Here is an 18,563-nt window from a genome sequence, read left to right on the forward strand (position 1 = left end):
TTTCTGACTTTCTATGCCGCGCTTATTTACCGCCAATACTCAATCGAGCAAAACGCACATCTGGCGCGAAGAAAGTGCGGCTATCATTAATAAGCTGCGTATCACCCACAGCTTCTACTTCTTGCAGCATCTTATAGAAGTTACCTGCAACTGTAATTCCGCGCACAGGTTGAACACGTTGACCATCACGGCACAAGAAACCACTCGCACCAAATGAGAAATCACCACTGACAGCATCTGCACCAGAGTGAACCCCTTGCAGTTCCACTAATTCTAGGTATTCACCTGCTTTGACTTCTGGCGCACTGCTGTTGCCTGTCGCAATCACTTTGTGATTCGCTGACACGTCTAAGCTCGATTTTGCACCGCGAGCAGCACTTGCCGTCGACACTGCACCCAAATAACTCGCTGTTTGGCTATTGTGCAATAGCGTATTCAGTTGGCCATTAGCGATCAACACATTGTCTTGGGTGGCAAAACCTTCACTATCAAACCCTGCGATAGCCATACCATTCGGCATGTATGCCGCATCGGTAAAGGTAATCAAGTCACTCGCAACACGTTGACCAAGCTTATCACCCAGTGGCGTAATGCCTTTCATCGCGCTTACACCAGAGAAAGCACTGCCGAAAGCACCGAATAAACTTGCCAGCGCATTGATGTGGAAAATAGCGGGGTAGTTACCCGTCGCAACCGGTACACCTTCAAGAAGATCACGAGCAAGGTTATAACCGCCTTCTATACAATAAGCTGGATCCAACTCATCAAAACGGCGACCTAGTGACATTCTTCCCGCCATCGACTGTTTGCCGTCTTTTTCAAACAGGGTATACGCGTAACAAGTGAACGATCGCTCGAAATGTTGACATAACGTACCTTGAGTATTCGCGATGATGAGCTGAGTTTCACCGTCACTGTAACCATTGTATGGTGAGCTTGAAGCGTGAGGCAGAGCCACAACACCTTGCTCAAGCGCAAGGGACAGTTCAATTTTCTCATCGACCGATGTGGTATCGTCTTGCGCAATTTCTGCAATATCAGTGGTGATTTGGCTGTTCACGCAACTAATGCTCTGATGTTCATCTTGCTTGGAAAAGCGAGCACTTTGCAGCGCGTTTGTGAGCATCAAATCTAAACTTGGTTGCTCGAGTGATTCAGAATAACTTGTCGCGACACGAGCATCTTTAATAACTCGAACACCCAGCACTTGACTTGAGCTTACTTTGTACTCATCCAGCTTGCCTTGGTTTGCTTTCAGCGAAAAGCTGCTGTTGCAGTTTACAATGACGTCCGCTTCTGCGCCTTGACGCTTTGCTTCTGATAGTACGTAATCAACCGCATTAAGAAGTTGTTTTTCTTGGCTCATTAGTTACCGCCTCCTACCAGAATATTATCTACTTTCAGTGTTGGCTGACCGACTGTTGTTGGTACTGAACCACTTACTGAACCACACATGCCCGGCGCAAGCGCCATGTCTTTACCGACCATGCTGATTTCTTTCAACACTTTTGGACCCGTACTGATCAGCGTTGCTGTTTTCAGAGGTTTGGTGATTTTGCCATTTTCAATGAGGTAAGCTTCACGAACAGCAAAGTTAAACTCGCCCGTTCCCGGTTGAACCGAGCCGCCGCCCATCTTCTTCGCATAGATACCACGTTCGATACCTGCCAGCATGTCGTCAAGTGAATGCTCACCTTCTTCGATAAAGGTGTTACGCATCCGCGAGGTTGGTGCGAACTTGTAGTTCTGACGACGACCAGAACCCGTAGGCTCATAACCTGTCTTCATGCCACCCATTTTATCGACCATAAAGCTGGTTAGCTTACCGTCTTTGATCAATTGAGTTCGCTGAGTCTTCATGCCTTCGTCATCAACATGAATCGAACCCCATTCGTTGGTCATGGTGCCATCATCGACAGCATTCACTGCAGTGTGAGCAACCATTTCGCCCATTTTGTCGTGGAATACGGACGCTTTCTTCGCAACCGAAGTGGTTTCTAGTAAGTGACCACACGCTTCATGGAAGATAACGCCGCCAAAGCCGTTACCAATTACCACTGGCATTTCACCTGATGGACAAGCATCAGCGCCAAGTTTCACTAACGCTTGCTGCGCGATAGTTTGACCCAGATATTTCGCATCAAGCTGTTCGCTGAACTCCCAACCAGCAAGAGCGCCAGGACCTTCCATACCAGAAGACTGCTCATTACCTTTTTGAGCAACGGTGTTACCCGCCACACGAATGTAGTGACGCGTATCGTCTACATGCAAACCTTCTGAGTTGAAGATAGACACTTGCTGCTCGCGCTGAAGCACACTACCAATGAACTGGCTGATGTACTCACTTTCTGCACGCGCAGCTTGGTCAACTTTCAATAGAAACGCGATTTTTGAATCTAAGTTGGCATCCTGACTTAACGGCATGCGGCAACCGTGTTGGATTGGGTAGCGGTTCAAATTTAAAGAACCTGCTGACACGATTTGCTCACGCTTGTCTTTTGCCGCAAGCAATGAGGTTACGCGTTTTAGCTCGGCTTCGTCCGTGCTATTGGTGTATCCATAAAGCACTTTGTGACCGAAGAAGAGGCGAATACCGATACCAAAATCAATCCCCGAATTGATCTTGTCCACCTCACCAGATGCGATCTGGACGGTGTTAGTTTGATGATGTTCAACGAATAGTTCAGCGAAATCAGCCCCTAAAAAGAGAGCATGATCGATCACTGACTTCGCTGTTGCAGAATTAAGCATGAAGTCTCCTTGCTCGATGATCGTCTTAGCCTTCCTAATTAACTGTCGAAAAGTTCAACAAAGTTAAATTGGCAACGCGTTAAATTTTAACAGTTTTTTAACCTTGTTTTGTGCTAATCCTTGCTTAGCGAGACCACGATTATTTATTAAATATTCCAGGTTCAGCTCTTTCACCAGAGCGTTGCACTAGTAAATTCCACACGACGAACCATTTAGATGCTTACTCTATCACTCACCTCGCATAATTGAATACTCAATAATAATTACTCTCAAAAAACGTATCCCTTCTACAAGGGTCCTGCTATCATCCGAGCGAAATAGTCGGGGGGCCACGCGATAAGCGTTGGCTGAGATCGAGATTCGAGACCCGTTGAACCTGATTCAGTTAGCACTGACGTAGGGAACTATGCGCACTTTGCCTTTCGCCGCTCCTCTTTGGCGAGCGAAACGATCGAACAATCGATCTATCCACAACGGTCAAAGTCAGTTCCTATACGTCTTGTAGTAGGAGCGACCATGACGCAGCAATCACAGCCATCTTTACACCAGGCACAATCACCTATAACCACCCCTGTTGTCTTAACCATCGCAGGCTCCGACAGCGGCGGCGGCGCAGGCATCCAAGCCGATATCAAAGCGATGTCCGCCACTGGCAGCTTCGCCTGCTCAGTGATTACCGCCATCACCTCACAAAACACGCAAGGCGTTTCTGCGATTTTCCCGATCCCACTTGATCACGTTGAAAGCCAACTCGATGCGGTGTTTACCGATCTCAATATTGTGGCGGTAAAAATCGGCATGCTGGCGGATTCGAACATCATCAAAGCGGTGGCAAGCAAAATAAGACAGTACCAACCCAAGCATCTTGTGATTGATCCCGTCATGGTCGCCACCAGCGGTGATTTGCTACTTGAGCAATCAGCAATCAGCACATTAAGAGAAGAGTTAATTCCACTGGCAGACATCATCACCCCTAACCTGCCAGAGGGTGCAGCACTGACGGGTAAGCCAGTGCCTCAATCAGAATCTGAAATGAACGATATGATTACCGACCTTCGTGCACTTGGTGCCAAAGCTATTCTGCTCAAAGGCGGTCATCTTGAAGAAAATGAAAACAGCAACGATCTGCTGATCATGCAAAACAGTGCGGAGTTAATCAGCGCCAAGCGTTTTCCGACCAAAAACACCCACGGTACGGGCTGTACACTGTCTTCCGCCATTGCGTCTTACCTTAGTCAAGGCAACAACCTTCACAAAGCGGTGCACCTTGGTAAGCAGTACATCAGCCAAGCTATCGCACACGCTGATGAATTGGAAGTGGGGAAAGGTCACGGCCCTGTGAATCACTTTTTTTCGGGTCATACTTATGTTCGCTAACGCGATTGGCATTCAGCTTTCCGACGCCAGTTTGCAATACAAAGACAGCCAAACACCGACTTTAGCGGGAGTGAACATGACCATTCCTGTCGGTCAATGGACGGTATTACTCGGACGAAGTGGCTGCGGGAAAACCACAATATTGCGTTACTTAGCTGGCCTACTGGATGACCAAGTTGACTGGCATGGCGAACTCATCACAACCGATGGCGCTGCACTGCATGACCGTATCGCTTACATGGCTCAGCAGGATTTATTGCTACCGTGGCTTAACGTGCTGGATAACGTCTGCCTCAGCTCGCGCTTTTCTCACGCCAATTCAAATCCAGCGGATGAGAAACAACGCGCTCTCAACTTGTTAGAGCACGTTGGGTTGGCAGATTACGCTTACGCCAAACCCGCTCAACTCTCCGGAGGTATGCGACAGCGCATAGCCCTTGCTCGCACTCTGATGCAAGACAAACCTTTGGTTTTGATGGATGAACCTTTCTCGGCATTGGACGCCGTGACTCGCCACAAATTGCAAACTCTCTCTGCCGAGCTACTAAAAGACAAAACCGTTGTCTTGATTACACACGATCCGCAAGAAGCGGTGCGATTGGCACACCAACTCTATGTGTTACAAGGCACGCCTGCTCAAGCGCAGCACTTGGTTGTTCCGGACGCCAAGCCACCAAGATCTCTCGATGGAGAATGCGCAACTCTACAACAAGCGATTTTGAATCAATTGGAGAAAGACTATGAGTGATATGACTCAGTACAACTCCGTTTCGGCGCGTATCAGTAAAAAGGAACGCGTGACTCATCCGGCATTGCGTCTGCTAATCAGCGCAGCCGTGATCTTAGGTTTGTGGCAACTCATTGTAGTGGTGTTTGACATGCCAAGCTTCATCTTGCCTTCGCCGATTGAAGTATTGGATAGATTAGTCACTCGATACGACGTGCTACTCAAACACACTTGGGTAACGGCACAAGAGATCCTACTTGGCCTCGCACTCGGCTTATCAATGGGTTTGCTATTCGCTCTGCAAATGCTGATGTTCGAGCCGCTCAAACGCTGGCTATTGCCGATTCTTATCGCTAGCCAAGCAATTCCAGTATTTGCTATCGCGCCAGTGCTCATGCTTTGGCTGGGTTACGGCATTGCATCGAAAGTAGTAATGGCGGCGATCATCATCTTTTTCCCCGTCACGACATGCTGCTACGACGGTTTACGCAATACACCAACTGGTTACCTCGATCTTGCCAAAACCATGGGCGCATCGAAATGGCAATTACTGCGCCATATTCAACTACCTGCCGCCCTGCCAACGTTAGCGTCTGGTATTCGTGTTGCCGTGGTTATTGCGCCGATTGGTGCCGTGGTAGGTGAATGGGTTGGTTCAAGTGAGGGCCTTGGCTATCTGATGCTGCAAGCCAACGCACGCATGATCATCGATGAGATGTTCGCGGCGCTGTTTATTCTCGCCGCGCTGTCTATCGCACTCTATTTCACCACTGACAAATTACTGAAAAAAGCCATTCCCTGGGAAAACAAATAGGGAAAGAAAAAGGAAGAACCCCGTGAATAAAAACAAACTCATGAGCGCTGCTGCTCTGCTCGCTTCAATCGTTTCAACTAACGTACTTGCTGCCGAAAAGGAGCTTACTTTAATGCTGGATTGGTTCGTTAACCCGAACCATGGCCCTATCGTGATCGCACAAGAGCGCGGCTACTTTAAACAGCAAGGTTTGAAGGTCAATATCCAAGAACCCGCCGACCCAAGCACACCACCCAAACTAGTTGCGGCTGGCAAAGTCGATATGGCGATTTCATACCAGCCGAGCTTAACCATCGACGTAGCGGCTGGCTTGCCATTAATTCGCTCTGCGACCTTGATTGCTACTCCCCTCAACACATTGATGGTGTTGGATAACGGCAAGAACGACAACCTTGGCGACCTTAAAGGCAAGAAGATCGGTATTGCTATCGCAGGTAACGAAGAGGCGACAATCGGCACCATGCTTGCGCAGGAGAACGTGAAGTTTTCTGACGTGCAAATCATCAACGTCGGTTGGGCACTCTCTTCCTCTCTCGCATCCGGTAAAGTAGACGCTATTTGGGGCGGCTTGCGCAACTTCGAAACCAACCAACTTGCGCTAGAAGGCTACAAAGCCAAAGCCTTCTTCCCAGAAGAACACGGCGTACCAGCGTATGACGAACTGGTGTTTGTGGCGAATGCAAAAACCTACGACAAAGCGGCTATTAAAGCGTTCAACAAAGCGCTGGAGCAAGCGACCACTTACATCGTCAACCACCCTAAAGAGTCTTGGAAAGAGTTTGTCGCTTACTCACCAGACACGCTAAACAACGAGCTCAACCAACGCGCTTGGAATGACACGTTAACTCGTTTCGCGCTTCGCCCATCGGCAGTTGACCTAAAACGCTACGACGATTACGCCGAGTTCATGTATTCACAAAAAATCATCGAAACGCTACCAAAAGCGAAAGATTACGTACCGAGCTTTGACTAATTACGAGGCTGCCCCATTATGAAATACCAAGATTTGATCGACGCTTGCCGCCAAGATTGGCAAGAATACACTGAGCATGCCTTCGTGCAGCAATTGGCCAAAGGCACGCTGGCTCAACCTTGTTTTCTGCATTACTTGAAACAAGATTTCTTATTCCTAAAACAGTACGCGCGAGCTTATGCGCTGGCAATCTACAAAGCACGTACGTTAGACGACATGCGCCGCGCACTACCAAGTGTACATGCGCTTTTAGATTCAGAGATTGCCCACCATGTTACCTACTGCGGTCAATGGGGATTAACGGAATCTGATCTCGAAAACGAGCCGGAAGATTTTGGCACGGTGGCTTACACGCGCTACGTATTGGATGCGGGAATGACGGGCGACTTAGTTGACTTGTATGCCGCGCTCGCCCCTTGCTCCATCGGCTACGCCGTCATCGGTAAAATGCTGATTGAAGATGAAAACACGGTATTCGAAGGCAATCCTTACGCAAGTTGGATTAACTTGTACGGCGGTGAAGAGTTCCAATCAGGCGTGGCAAGTGGGGCCGAACACTTTAACCAGTTGCTGGCTGAAATCGACATCCACAGCCAGCGCGGTCAAAACCTGATTCAGGTCTTCAAAACCGCAACGCGCATGGAAGTGGCGTTTTGGCAACAAGGTCTAAACGCACAATAAGGTTAATTGGAGAATCTCATGTTAATAGAACAAATCACTCAAACATTAACCGCAGTGCGTCAGCAAAAGCCTTTAGTCGTGAACATTACCAACTACGTGGTGATGAACAACACGGCGAACGCTTTGTTGGCTATCGGTGCTTCGCCAATCATGGCGCATTCAAAGCAAGAAATGGCAGAAATGATGTCGTTTGCTGGCGCTTTGGTGATCAACATCGGCACCCTAGACAGCGTTTGGACACCGCGCATGAGCTATGCCGTCGAGCAAGCCAACTCGAACGGTAAAATCGTTGTGCTCGACCCTGTCGGTTGCGGCGCAAGTTCACTGCGCACCGAAACCTCGCGCGAAATCGCCCGCCTTGCAAACAAGTTAATCATTCGTGGTAATGCGTCCGAAATCATTGCTCTCGCTGGTGAGCAAGCGCAAAGCAAAGGTGTAGATGCACTCGACCGTAGTGATGCAGCCCTTGGGGCGGCTCACTTCTTAATTGAAGAATATGGAGCGAGCGTGGTGATCTCCGGCGAAACTGACTACATAGTGACAAAAGAGCAAACCGTCCAGTTGAATAATGGTCACGAGATGATGCCATACGTAACGGGCATGGGCTGCACACTGACGGCACTGACTGGCGCTTTCGCAGCAATCGGCGACGAAACAGGCCTTGCTGCGGCAGCGGTGCTTGGCGTTGTGGGTGAAATTGCGGCTGAGCAAGCGCGAGGGCCAGGTAGCTTGCAAATGCATCTTTTAGATGAGCTTTACCAACTGGATGAAGAAACACTGGCAACACGTCTTAAATTACAAGTGAGATAAATCGCTTCTCAATGCTTTAAACGCCTCTCACTCCAACGAAAGTGGGAGGCGAAAGGAAACACAATGAACGCCTATCGTTTGTATTTGGTCACCGACGACCAACAAGATTTACCCACTCTCAAACACGTTGTAAGAAAGGCGGTAGAAGGTGGGGTTACCATGGTACAGGTGCGCGAAAAACATGGTGACGTTCGTGCATTTATTGAACGAGCTCAAGCCGTGAAGACGATCCTTGAAGGCACTGGCGTCCCGTTAATCATCAATGATCGTGTTGATGTTGCCCTTGCCGTCGATGCCGATGGTGTTCACCTCGGGCAGTCAGACATGCCAGCAGAGATCGCTCGTCAATTGATTGGCCCAAACAAGATCCTCGGCTTATCGATTGAGACTGAAGATCAACTGGCAGAGGCGGATTCTCTTCCGATTGATTACATCGGTTTGAGTGCCATCTTCGCTACACCAACCAAAACCAACACCAAAAAACACTGGGGTATTGAAGGTTTGAAGATGGCGCTGAACACCACGTCCTTACCAATCGTCGCTATTGGTGGCATCAACGAAACCAACATTCCTGCCCTGAGTGCGACAGGTGTACATGGTTTGGCTTTGGTTTCTGCCATTTGTCATGCAGAAAACCCAACCAAAGCAGCAGAGTACTTACTTTCTCTGATGGATTAAGACCCCAACGCTTAAGGATGAGCGCCTTTACCCTCCGGATAAATGCCATCAATTCATCACTCAACCTTCATTCTCTCGTCAAATTGACAAAGCGTTGATAAGTTTTTCACGCCAGGTAACGTAAGATAAGCCCCTTATTTTCACGTGGTTGAATAACCCTCAATAAAAACAAAACGCTCTCAATGAAAACCAAAAAATATGGATTGATGATGCTCGCCTTGTTTGTTCTTGGCATCATCCCAATGTCGCTGTTTGGCTCTTATCACGATCTCACCTCACAGGTGCCAGAAAGTCTGGGTATTACTTTTACTTTGCTCACAGATTCTGCTGGTAGCAAAGGCTTTTTAATTACGTTAACACTGCTACTGCTTTCTTTATTTCGCTTTAAACCAAGTCGCATTGAGTGGATGCAAAAACTCTCAATGTTAGGGCTGTTACTTGTGATTGGCTTTGCCAGCAAAACGGGACTAAAACTGATGACAGAAAGCCCGCGCCCGTACACGGAATTGCTCGCAGCAGAACAATTAATTGAAACACCAGAAGCGTTTTATCAGTTGGATACAAAGCAACAAGCCAACGTAATTAACCAGATTTCTGAACACGTCAGTGATTGGCGGACGCGGCATTGGCAAGGCGAGAAAGACTATTCTTTCCCATCCGGTCATACGATTTTCGTTTCGATTTGTCTGGCTTTCTTTGGTGGGTTGTTCTTGCAGAACAAGTACTATATCTCTGCACTGTCATTATGGATGTGGGGAATGAGTGTCGCATATAGCCGCTTATGGCTGGGCATGCATCGCCCTGAAGATTTAATAGGCTCGGTCTTGTTTGTCGCGATTGTATTTACTTTACTCCCGACATTTCAGATTAAGAAACAGATGCCGTTTGTTTCTCTCGCTTCGCGCTAATGTGAACGATGACTAGATAAAAAGAAGCCAGCGATTCGCTGGCTTCTTGCTTTCAAGCGCTACTTTTTTCTAGCCATTTTTTGGTGGTTCAAACGCCGTTAGTTCTAATTCTGGGCCAGTGTATTTTTCAATACGAACCAGTGCCGAGTTCGCCGCACAGCCGTTTGCAAGTCGAGAGGTCGGAATATCCAACGTTAACACGTTACAACCGCCGTTCTTACAAATGCCGGTTTTCGGATCCAAGTCCGGCCAACCACCTTCATGAATACATACTGAACCTTGCTTGATTCGGTCAGTCACTTCTGCACCAACCAATACTTGGCCACGGTTGTTAAACGCACGAACTAGATCGCCCGTTTTAATACCACGCGCTTTCGCATCTTCAGGGTGAATCCAAATAGGTTCACGGTTTGCAATTGCGTACTCTTCGCGAATCTTCGCGTAGTTAAACTGGCTGTGTAGACGATGTGCTGCGTGCGCGGTCATTAGCTGCAACTCGCCATCTTTTGCATTGCCGGTGTACTCGGTTGGTGCCATCCACGTAGGGTGTGGAGGACAGTCTTCCAACTGGTAACCTTCAATCGTTTTCGAGAAGATTTCAATCTTACCACTTGGCGTACCTAGCGGGTTCATGACCGGGTCTTCACGGAAATCCGCGTAACGAACAAACTGGGCGTTCTTCTCGTTCCACTTCATCTCGATCAGTTGGTTATCTTCCCAGAACTTGCTGAAGTTCGGCATTGCTACGCGAGAGCCACGGCCACCTTGTTGCGCCGCCTTGTAGAAGCCGTACAGCCATTCCATTTCGGTTTTGCCTTCGGTGTACACATCACGGCCACCCGGTGCTAGCATCTCCGCCATGTCCGCGAATACGTCGAAGTCATTACGCGCTTCACCTTGCGGCTCAACTACTTGTTTCATTGGCACCAAGTGTTGGTTACTGTAGTCGCCTGTCATCGTTAAGTCATTACGCTCGAACGATGTGGTGATTGGCAGAACGACATCCGCATGCTTCGCCGCTGCTGTCCAATAAGGTTCTGAAATCACGATCAGCTCAGGCTTTTGCCACGCTTTAATCAAGCGGTTGGTGTCTTGGTGGTGAGTAAAGTTCGCACCACCTGCCCACCAAATCATCTTGATATCTGGGAACGTCAGTTCATGACCGTTGTGATGGTAGGATTGACCTGGGTTTTCCAACGCCTCGACAATACGCGCCACAGGGAAGCTTTGCACCGCGCCAGATACCGCCCAGTCGTTACCCGCAGAAGAGCCGCCACCCAGTGATGCTGAAATCGCAGGAAGCACGCCAGCGTCACGAGCAGGGTTACCACCGTTTGAGTAGTGGTAAGAGAAACCAAAACCACCGCCCGGTAAGCCGATTTGACCCAACATCGTTGCCAGTGTAACCAGCATCCAGTGACGCTGTTCACCGTATTGTTGGCGCTGCATGCCCCAACCCGCCATCAGCATGGTGCGGTTTTTACTGAAGATGTCAGCCAATAGCTCAAGTTGCTTCGCAGGTACGCCACAGATTTGTGATGCCCATTCTGCTGACTTTTCTACGCCATCTTCTTCTCCCATCAGGTACGCTTCAAACTTGTCGTAACCTGCGGTGTATTTATCGAGGAAGGCTTTATCGTGCTTACCTTGTTTCACCAAGGTATGTGCGATACCCATCATCATCGCTACGTCGGTCATTGGGTGAGGAGCAATCCACTCCGCATTCTCGCCAAAGAACTCGATGGTTTCAGAACGAATAGGGTCAATCGCAATAACCGTCTTGCCTGATTTTTTTAATTGATGGAAGAACTCAAGACCAGCACAGTCTGTTGAGCTCCACGCGATTTTTAGGGTGTTGATCGGGTTTAAGCCCCAAAGTACAACCACGTCGCTGTGCTCTAGTACCACTGGGTACGTGGTTTGTTGCTCGTACACTTCGATAGAGCCCACAACGTGCGGCATGATGATCTGCGCAGCACCCGTTGAGTAGTCACCCAAGTGGCCTGAATAGCCACCCGCCATGCTCATGTAACGTTGCAGCAAGGTTTGTGCTTTGTGCAGCACGCCACTTGAACGCCAGCCGTAAGAACCAGCAAACACAGAAGCTGGGCCATATTCTTTGCGAATTCGCATGTGCTGCTCGTGGATCAGCTTGTAAGCCTCATCCCAAGACACACGCACAAACTCATCACTACCGCGCACACCTTCTGGCGACGATGGGTTTGCCAAGTAGCCTTTACGTACCATTGGGTACTTCACTCGCGCCTTGGTATGCACTTGGTCAGGCCCAGTAGTTTGTAGACTATTTGGTACAGTTTGTGGCAGAGCATTAGTGGTCGATACTAGCTTGCCATCTTTCACTTCACATAACATTGGGCCCATGCGGCCCGCTGTCAAAATGCCCTTACCACGCTGGTTTGAAGACGCAACAGACATAGGCGCAAAAGAAGTAAATGCCATGGCGCCAGCCGCCAGACCTGTGCCTTTTAGAAATCCACGACGGGTTAAATTAGTCATAATCTTATCCTTCTATTTATCGTTAGTGACCAACCACATCTTTCGCGTGGTGCTGGAAGAACTTAGTAAGAATTTCTAGGTTTTCGGCAGTGATGTCTGTTCGATCACCCATACTCTTCGCCACTGGTCCCCATGCGTTCACTGTGAAGTGATTTGAAGGAATTTTCGCGTGACAAGTTGCACAATAAACGTTGTCTAGCTCTTCTGCGTATGACCAAACTGGGTCAAGTGTATCCACAACAGGAGAATCGATCGTGCCTGTTAGTGACACTGCGCGCCATTCGTTGCCGTAAACGTCGGCCTTAAACTCACCGCCCTCAAGAGCTTGCTGACCTTGCTCGGTTAGCGTTGCTACGATGGCACGTTGACCTTCACCCATGTACAGCACTTGCTCTGCGCCTTTCATTTGGAATGCGTCCAACTTAACAGTACGCTCATCACCTTCAGAGCTGATTACTTCTAATTTCGTCGTTGGGTTAATTTTACCCATCTCACCCATTGCGATTTCAGTCACAGGGTAAACGACTTTGGCACCAGGTGATGTTTTTGTGGTGAAGCTCATCAACGTTTCAAATGCCTTGCTGTCTAGCTCTGCTTCTGGTGCAAAGTGAGCAACGCCTTTGTGACAATCGATACACGTTTGATCGTTCGCTTTTGCGTACTCGTGCATTTTCGCTGCATCGCGAGATTGCTCAAATTCTTCCATCGCGTCAAAGTCGTGGCAAGAACGGCACGTTGCAGAGTCGTTTTCACGGAACTGCTCCCACACCATCTCCGCAAGCTCTTTGCGGTGCGCTTCGTATTTTTCTGGCGTGTCGATCTTGCCAGTCACGAACTCATGGTAGATGTCTTTCGATGCACGAATCTTCGTGATCAGGTAGTCCATCGGTTCTTGTGGGATGTGGCAATCAGAACACTCGGCACGAATGCCTTTCGCATTACTGAAGTGCACTGAGCCTTGATACTCTTTGTAAGGGATTTCCATAGAGTGGCACGAGAGACAAAACTCAGTATCAGAGGTGTAATGCATTACCGCTGCAGTACCACCTAATGTTAACCAGCCCACACCAATGCCGGCAGCAACCAGCAGTGCAACATATCGTTTTTTTATTGACATAATTAGCAACACTTCCAAATAAAATGTAATTATAGATCGCAAAATACTACTTTATGGGTAGCTCTCTCTTGATCCACATCATTTCCGTGTTGCTCTATGTGTCTCAAGTATGAAATTTCGTTATTTTCATCCCACAAATGAATATTCAGTAAGAATTCATTACCCAACCAGGCATTCACCACACAAATCACTTTTGTAAGTGCAACCGTTTGATTAAAGAGATAAGAGGATGAGAAACTGGCTCTCTACATAAATGCTGTAAGGACACGCATGTCAGTTTATATTGAGGCTCACCGAAGCCGATTAAGACCTATCGAAGCCAGCGATTGGGAACTATTTCAGCGATTACATTCCGAACCAGAGATCATTGAGCTCTGTTTTGATCGCCCGAGCGAAAAACAAATAAAAGAAAAATTTGCTTCGCGATTATTACCATGGACACCAGACAGTCCGCACTGGCTTTGCCTCGTCATACTCGATAAGCAATCTGAACAACCGATTGGCGTCACTGGCCTTGCCATTGAAGCAGGTAACGCAGAGGTGGGTTACTTACTTTTGCCTGAATTTCATGGCCGACAGTTTGGAACAGAAACCCTTCAAGCGCTTCTAAATTGGGCGAGAGCAACACATGACATCGACCGCTTTTCCGCTACGGTCACTGAAGGGAATATTGCTTCAGAGCGTGTTCTCATGAAGTGCGGATTCGAGCTATCTGAAGTCATTCTTGACGCATACCAAATTGGCGACAAGCGTTACGCCGACAAAATCTACTCGCTACAAAAATAAGGATGTATTTTGAATAAAGTAGTCATCGTTACAGGCGCAAGCCGAGGCATTGGAGCCGCAACGGCGAAAAAACTGGCCGAGCAAGGCTATGCCGTGTGTGTTAATTACCGTGCGCAAAGTGAAGCAGCTCACCAAGTGGTCAGAGACATACAAGCAAATGGCGGAAAAGCGATCGCCGTTCAAGCAGATGTATCTGACGAGCAACAAGTGCTCAACCTTTTCGATGCAACAGAAAACGCACTAGGCTCAGTCACCCATTTGGTCAACAACGTTGGCATTCTATTTACTCAGTCACCGTTGGCGGAAATCAGCTTAGAACGCTTTCAGAAAGTAATGAACACTAATGTGAATAGCTGCTTTCTCTGTTGTAGAGAAGCGGCGAAGCGATTCAGTACTGGTGGCGCAATTGTGAACGTTTCTTCCGGGGCATCACGCTCAGGCGCGCCATTTGAATATGTCGATTACGCCACATCAAAAGGCGCAATGGATACCTTAACCAAAGGGCTATCGCTTGAATTGGCAGACCGAAATATTCGCGTCAATGGCGTTCGACCTGGTTTCATTTACACCGATATGCACGCCGATGGTGGAGAACCAAACCGAGTGGATAGGCTCAGCCCTCAAATTCCACTAAAACGGGGCGGTACGGTAGAAGAAGTGGCGAATGCGATCGCTTGGCTACTCAGTGATGAAGCTTCTTATGTTACAGGCTCTTTTATCGATCTTTCGGGCGGTAAGTAAAATGGAAGTCAACATTCGACAAGCAACTCCTGACGATTTGGATGCAATTTTTGAATTAAACCTACAAATTAACGCACTGCATTTTGCCAACGCGCCTGAAGCTTTTGTAGCGCCTTCGGAAGACGACCGAGCGTTCCTCATTCAGGCTCTCGAGAATGATGAACGCTTGTTTTTAGTCGCAGAACATGAAAAGGAGGTAGTCGGCTTTTTAACCGCGATGATCACTCAGAATGAAACCGTCAGCTTTCTGATCAAAGATCCAATTTGTCGAGTAGGAACGATTGTCGTCAATGAAGAACAAAAGCAGCAGGGCATCGGTCGCCAACTGCTTGAGGCTTGTGAGCAATGGGCTCGCGATGCCAATGCTACACAAGTTCGATTAGAAGTGATGGAATTCAATCAATCAGCACAGCGGTTTTACGACAAGCAAGGTTTTAAAACTAACTCACGCATTATGCTGAAACATTTGTAACGATAACGACAATTAAGCGCTTTTCACGACTAAAGCCACCTAAATCGCATTTATCGATGCAATTTATCCCCTGATTTTAGAAAAGACGATATGATGTGCGGATAAAGGAGATTCGAACATGATTTATCTTTTCGATTGGGGGAACACCTTAATGGTGGATTTCCCTCACGCACAAGGAAAAATGTGCGATTGGGAACACGTAGAAACGATTCCTCTGGCCAAAGAAACACTGGCAACACTTTCCCAAAATCATGCTATTTACATTGCGACCAGTGCGTCTGATTCCAACATGGAAGAGATTCAGCGTGCATTCGTCCGCGTCGACTTAGACCAGTACTTAAATGGCTACTTTTGTTTTGCCAATCTCGGCATCGCTAAAAACCAACCTGAGTTTTATCTTACTATCGCAAAACAGCTAGGGGTTAACGTGAGTGAGTTAACCATGGTTGGCGACTTGCCTCATAAAGACATTTACCCTGCAATGCAAGCTGGCGTAAATACGATTTGGTTTAATCCAACAGGAGCCAATGCGCCGGCCGATCCCATTCCGAACCAAATTCGCTGTTTATCTGAACTCGTACCTTAACCATCACTAACCTGCACTAATCAAGGAAGATGAATGCAAATCAGACCCATCCAGGTAAGCGATATCGAGCGCTTTACCGAACTGTGGAACCGAGTCTATGCCGAAGGTAAATACCTGCGCAGTCCGGCTCCAGATAAAGACACCCTGACCAATATTTTACGTCGCGTAGAACTTGAATCGATTCCTCAATTTGTTGCTTTGGACAATCACGCTCTGATTGGTAGTGTAGAGGTTTTTCCTGCCGAACTGTGCGGTTATGAAGGCGGTCAACTCACTAGCACAGGCATTTTAGGTATTCATATCGATAGAGCGTTCAGAGGAAAAGGGCTAGGTAAGCAGCTATTGTCTGTCGCACTTAAAAGTGCCTGGGAATATGGTTACGACACCATTGTACTTAATGTTTATAAGGAAAACCTTGCCGCGATAGCGTTGTACGAACGATTTGGATTTGAGCACCATGGTGAACTAGGAGAAGTCTCTCTCCCCAATGGCGAAGTGTTGATGAGTCAGAAGATGATGTTAAGCGCGCCTAACAACCCTCAGTAACGTGCCCTCGGACGATAGACTCTGTGGATGCTTGATTTACATAATAGAAATAGCATGCCTCTTCTGCCAAGGTATACCCTTGCGGCCAAATGTACACCACCCGATCCAGACCTGACTGGTCGACAAATTGATAATCGGGAATAGACACAAAGTGGGTACTGTTTGGGTGTTGCTGACCAATAATACAAAAGTCACTGCCTTTGCAGGGAACATCAATTTTGGACACGCCACTCTGCGGCAAATCGATTTCTAATAACGCGCCAATGCTATTGGCGCTCGCTTCTGGCATACCACTTAAGGTTTTTACGTTCCTATCAATATAGTGGACTTGGTTTTGCTCGGCAGCATTGTCTATCACCACTCGGGCGTTAAAAAATTTAAGCGCGGTACCCAATGACGAATTGGAACTGTGTAACATCGACGCATAGGCTTGGCGATGAATGTGGAGTAGTGTTGGCAACGCAGCCAAAGCGATGAAAGCCAAAGTGGCGAGCACTATGGTGATTTCCATCAGAGTAAATCCCTTTAATCTCACTTTTTTATCTCAGCAGAATGAATGGTCGTTTGCCTCACATCCATGTGAGACCTTACCAATATATCTCTGATTTAAAACGTTTAAAGCCCTAGTAGATGACAAACAAGAGTCATGGGCCAAAGTTGAGACCGCTCGCCAAGTTACTATGCAAACGCACACATTTATGTGTCAATTTTAGGACTTTATTTATCAATCACTTATTTACTGAAGTAGATTACCCGAGTAGTGGAACGTTATTACGAACAAGTCCGCGACGTACGTTAGTGCACATCTTCCCGAAACGACGGATCTCATCAAACTGCGGAATCACACCCCGCTCCATGGCTGACTCCCAATAAGTAACCTCTGAATCCACCATTTCCAGTAACTTCTTCGGACAACCGATGCACTGCCCCTCCGGCCCACACACAAAGGTTTCCGGTTCGTAAATCGGTAGTTCAGCTTTTACTTGGTCGATGATATTACGCATCGCGGTCATTCGGTCTGGCTTTGCCGTCATCACTCTGCTCCACGGATTAAGATGAAGCAGAATTGTACTCACTGGCACGTGAATGTCCCTACCTAATTTAGGTATATTCCGTTTTGATAGCCTTTTTTATCGTCAGCTCTGACTTTTTAACCACTAGATAGACCGCAGTGGCCGCCAATGCAAAGCCAGAAATGCCCATCCAATCAAACGACTCACCAAACGCGAGCCAAGCTTGAATCGCGGTTGTTGGCGGCACTAGGTAAAACACAGACGCCACACTCGAAGACGCGCCATTTCTCACCATGTACAGCAGCAGCAGGATGGCCACACAAGAGAGCACGACGACCAACCACAGCACGGTCAAAATAAACTCCAGTTCCCACTGAACTTGCATGGTTTCAAACTGCATCGCAACAGGCAGAAACATGATGAGTGCGGCCAAATATTGCACCGTCGCACCACCAACCATATCAACCTGTTGGCAATGTTTTTTCTGATACAGCGTCCCTAACGTGATACCAACCAAAGACAGTAAACAGACTCCAATGGCTAAGAACTTATGTTGCTCAGACTGCCACTCCATGTTTCCCATCAGCACCATAGCGATGCCGACAAAGCCAAGAGCCAAACCCAGCCATTGCGAGGGTTTAAATTCCTCACGAACAAACACCACCAGCAAAGCCGCGGTTAAAATCGGCTGAATGCCCACCAACAACGAACTCAGCCCTGCAGGCATACCCAAATCAATAGCGAAATAAGTGCCGCCTAAATAGAAGCCATGGATCAACACACCCACCACACAGCTGTGCCAGAAATCGCTTCCTGTCGGCAACCTTCTACGCAATACCGCCACAAGAACCAAAAACAGTAAGACATTGAATGCCATACGGATAGAAAGTAGTGTCGCTGGCTCGGCATACTGCAAACCAAAACGCGCACCAACAAATCCAGAAGCCCAAAGGATGACAAATACAAAAGGGATGGCTCGGATTAACATGATCGCCTCACTCACGCTTGTTTTATGTTTTGAGATACTGTTAATGTAATTAGGTACAGTGTTTTCAAAAAGTGACAG

General features: G+C 47.8%; 20 protein-coding genes and 1 riboswitch. Of the genes, 13 read left to right on the top strand and 7 right to left on the bottom strand.

Annotated features, from left to right (window positions below):
• Positions 1-22: 22 nt before the first annotated feature.
• Both VEA_RS19310 and VEA_RS19315 read right to left on the bottom strand, forming a co-directional pair.
• Positions 23-1,366, bottom strand: coding sequence for a TldD/PmbA family protein (locus tag VEA_RS19310; protein WP_005391846.1), 1,344 nt, complete (start codon positions 1,364-1,366; stop codon positions 23-25).
• Positions 1,366-2,751 carry a TldD/PmbA family protein gene (locus tag VEA_RS19315; RefSeq protein WP_006741003.1) on the bottom strand — a complete coding sequence of 462 codons (1,386 nt, stop codon included), beginning with the start codon at positions 2,749-2,751 and terminating at the stop codon, positions 1,366-1,368. The genes VEA_RS19310 and VEA_RS19315 overlap by 1 nt, the downstream gene beginning before the upstream one ends.
• Before the next feature lie 312 nt (positions 2,752-3,063).
• Positions 3,064-3,171, top strand: a riboswitch (TPP riboswitch).
• 96 nt (positions 3,172-3,267) lie between these two features.
• Between VEA_RS19315 and thiD the strand changes: the two genes are divergently transcribed.
• The 8 genes from thiD to VEA_RS19355 all read left to right on the top strand — a co-directional run bounded on the left by thiD (position 3,268) and on the right by VEA_RS19355 (position 9,719).
• On the top strand, positions 3,268-4,128 hold the full coding sequence (gene thiD / locus VEA_RS19320) for a bifunctional hydroxymethylpyrimidine kinase/phosphomethylpyrimidine kinase (protein WP_006741002.1): 861 nt from the start codon (positions 3,268-3,270) through the stop codon (positions 4,126-4,128).
• Positions 4,118-4,876 carry an ABC transporter ATP-binding protein gene (locus VEA_RS19325; RefSeq protein ID WP_006741001.1) on the top strand — a complete coding sequence of 253 codons (759 nt, stop codon included), beginning with the start codon at positions 4,118-4,120 and terminating at the stop codon, positions 4,874-4,876. The genes thiD and VEA_RS19325 overlap by 11 nt, the downstream gene beginning before the upstream one ends.
• Positions 4,869-5,669: an ABC transporter permease gene (locus VEA_RS19330; protein ID WP_005391855.1), complete on the top strand. Its 801-nt coding sequence runs from the start codon at positions 4,869-4,871 to the stop codon at positions 5,667-5,669. The genes VEA_RS19325 and VEA_RS19330 overlap by 8 nt, the downstream gene beginning before the upstream one ends.
• A gap of 22 nt (positions 5,670-5,691) precedes the next feature.
• Entirely contained in the window at positions 5,692-6,642 is a 951-nt protein-coding gene (locus tag VEA_RS19335; RefSeq protein WP_006741000.1) for an ABC transporter substrate-binding protein, read from the top strand.
• Between the two features lie 18 nt (positions 6,643-6,660).
• The gene (gene tenA / locus VEA_RS19340; RefSeq protein ID WP_006740999.1) at positions 6,661-7,323 is read left to right on the top strand and encodes a thiaminase II; all 663 of its coding nucleotides are present in this window, start codon (positions 6,661-6,663) and stop codon (positions 7,321-7,323) included.
• An 18-nt stretch (positions 7,324-7,341) separates the two neighbouring features.
• The gene (thiM, locus tag VEA_RS19345) at positions 7,342-8,133 is read left to right on the top strand and encodes a hydroxyethylthiazole kinase (protein WP_006740998.1); all 792 of its coding nucleotides are present in this window, start codon (positions 7,342-7,344) and stop codon (positions 8,131-8,133) included.
• A 63-nt stretch (positions 8,134-8,196) separates the two neighbouring features.
• Positions 8,197-8,811, top strand: coding sequence for a thiamine phosphate synthase (thiE, locus tag VEA_RS19350; protein WP_006740997.1), 615 nt, complete (start codon positions 8,197-8,199; stop codon positions 8,809-8,811).
• 182 nt (positions 8,812-8,993) lie between these two features.
• Entirely contained in the window at positions 8,994-9,719 is a 726-nt protein-coding gene (locus VEA_RS19355; RefSeq protein WP_031814553.1) for a phosphatase PAP2 family protein, read from the top strand.
• 69 nt (positions 9,720-9,788) lie between these two features.
• On the opposite strand, the gene VEA_RS19360 is transcribed toward VEA_RS19355, so the two are convergent.
• The gene (locus VEA_RS19360) at positions 9,789-12,236 is read right to left on the bottom strand and encodes a trimethylamine-N-oxide reductase 2 (RefSeq protein ID WP_006740995.1); all 2,448 of its coding nucleotides are present in this window, start codon (positions 12,234-12,236) and stop codon (positions 9,789-9,791) included.
• 22 nt (positions 12,237-12,258) lie between these two features.
• Positions 12,259-13,353 (bottom strand): NapC/NirT family cytochrome c, encoded by a 1,095-nt coding sequence (locus tag VEA_RS19365; protein ID WP_005391870.1) that lies wholly within the window; start codon positions 13,351-13,353, stop codon positions 12,259-12,261.
• 270 nt (positions 13,354-13,623) lie between these two features.
• Between VEA_RS19365 and VEA_RS19370 the strand changes: the two genes are divergently transcribed.
• From VEA_RS19370 to VEA_RS19390, 5 genes are all read left to right on the top strand, one after another.
• Positions 13,624-14,139, top strand: a complete 516-nt coding sequence (locus tag VEA_RS19370; protein ID WP_006740994.1) for a GNAT family N-acetyltransferase — start codon at positions 13,624-13,626, stop codon at positions 14,137-14,139.
• Positions 14,140-14,148: 9 nt separating this feature from the next.
• Positions 14,149-14,880 carry a glucose 1-dehydrogenase gene (locus tag VEA_RS19375; RefSeq protein ID WP_006740993.1) on the top strand — a complete coding sequence of 244 codons (732 nt, stop codon included), beginning with the start codon at positions 14,149-14,151 and terminating at the stop codon, positions 14,878-14,880.
• A gap of 1 nt (position 14,881) precedes the next feature.
• Positions 14,882-15,352: a GNAT family N-acetyltransferase gene (locus VEA_RS19380; protein WP_006740992.1), complete on the top strand. Its 471-nt coding sequence runs from the start codon at positions 14,882-14,884 to the stop codon at positions 15,350-15,352.
• Positions 15,353-15,470: 118 nt separating this feature from the next.
• Positions 15,471-15,938 (top strand): HAD family hydrolase, encoded by a 468-nt coding sequence (locus VEA_RS19385; protein ID WP_006740991.1) that lies wholly within the window; start codon positions 15,471-15,473, stop codon positions 15,936-15,938.
• Positions 15,939-15,971: 33 nt separating this feature from the next.
• Positions 15,972-16,484 (top strand): GNAT family N-acetyltransferase, encoded by a 513-nt coding sequence (locus VEA_RS19390; protein WP_006740990.1) that lies wholly within the window; start codon positions 15,972-15,974, stop codon positions 16,482-16,484.
• Here VEA_RS19390 and VEA_RS19395 read toward each other — a convergent pair.
• The 3 genes from VEA_RS19395 to VEA_RS19405 form a co-directional block, all read right to left on the bottom strand.
• The gene (locus tag VEA_RS19395) at positions 16,468-16,995 is read right to left on the bottom strand and encodes a hypothetical protein (protein WP_005391876.1); all 528 of its coding nucleotides are present in this window, start codon (positions 16,993-16,995) and stop codon (positions 16,468-16,470) included. The genes VEA_RS19390 and VEA_RS19395 overlap by 17 nt on opposite strands.
• A gap of 238 nt (positions 16,996-17,233) precedes the next feature.
• Positions 17,234-17,518 (bottom strand): hypothetical protein, encoded by a 285-nt coding sequence (locus VEA_RS19400; protein WP_006740989.1) that lies wholly within the window; start codon positions 17,516-17,518, stop codon positions 17,234-17,236.
• 67 nt (positions 17,519-17,585) lie between these two features.
• Positions 17,586-18,485 (bottom strand): DMT family transporter, encoded by a 900-nt coding sequence (locus VEA_RS19405; RefSeq protein ID WP_006740988.1) that lies wholly within the window; start codon positions 18,483-18,485, stop codon positions 17,586-17,588.
• Between the last annotated feature and the right edge of the window lie 78 nt (positions 18,486-18,563).

This window comes from Vibrio antiquarius, assembly GCF_000024825.1.
GTDB classification, from domain to species: Bacteria; Pseudomonadota; Gammaproteobacteria; order Enterobacterales; family Vibrionaceae; genus Vibrio; species Vibrio diabolicus.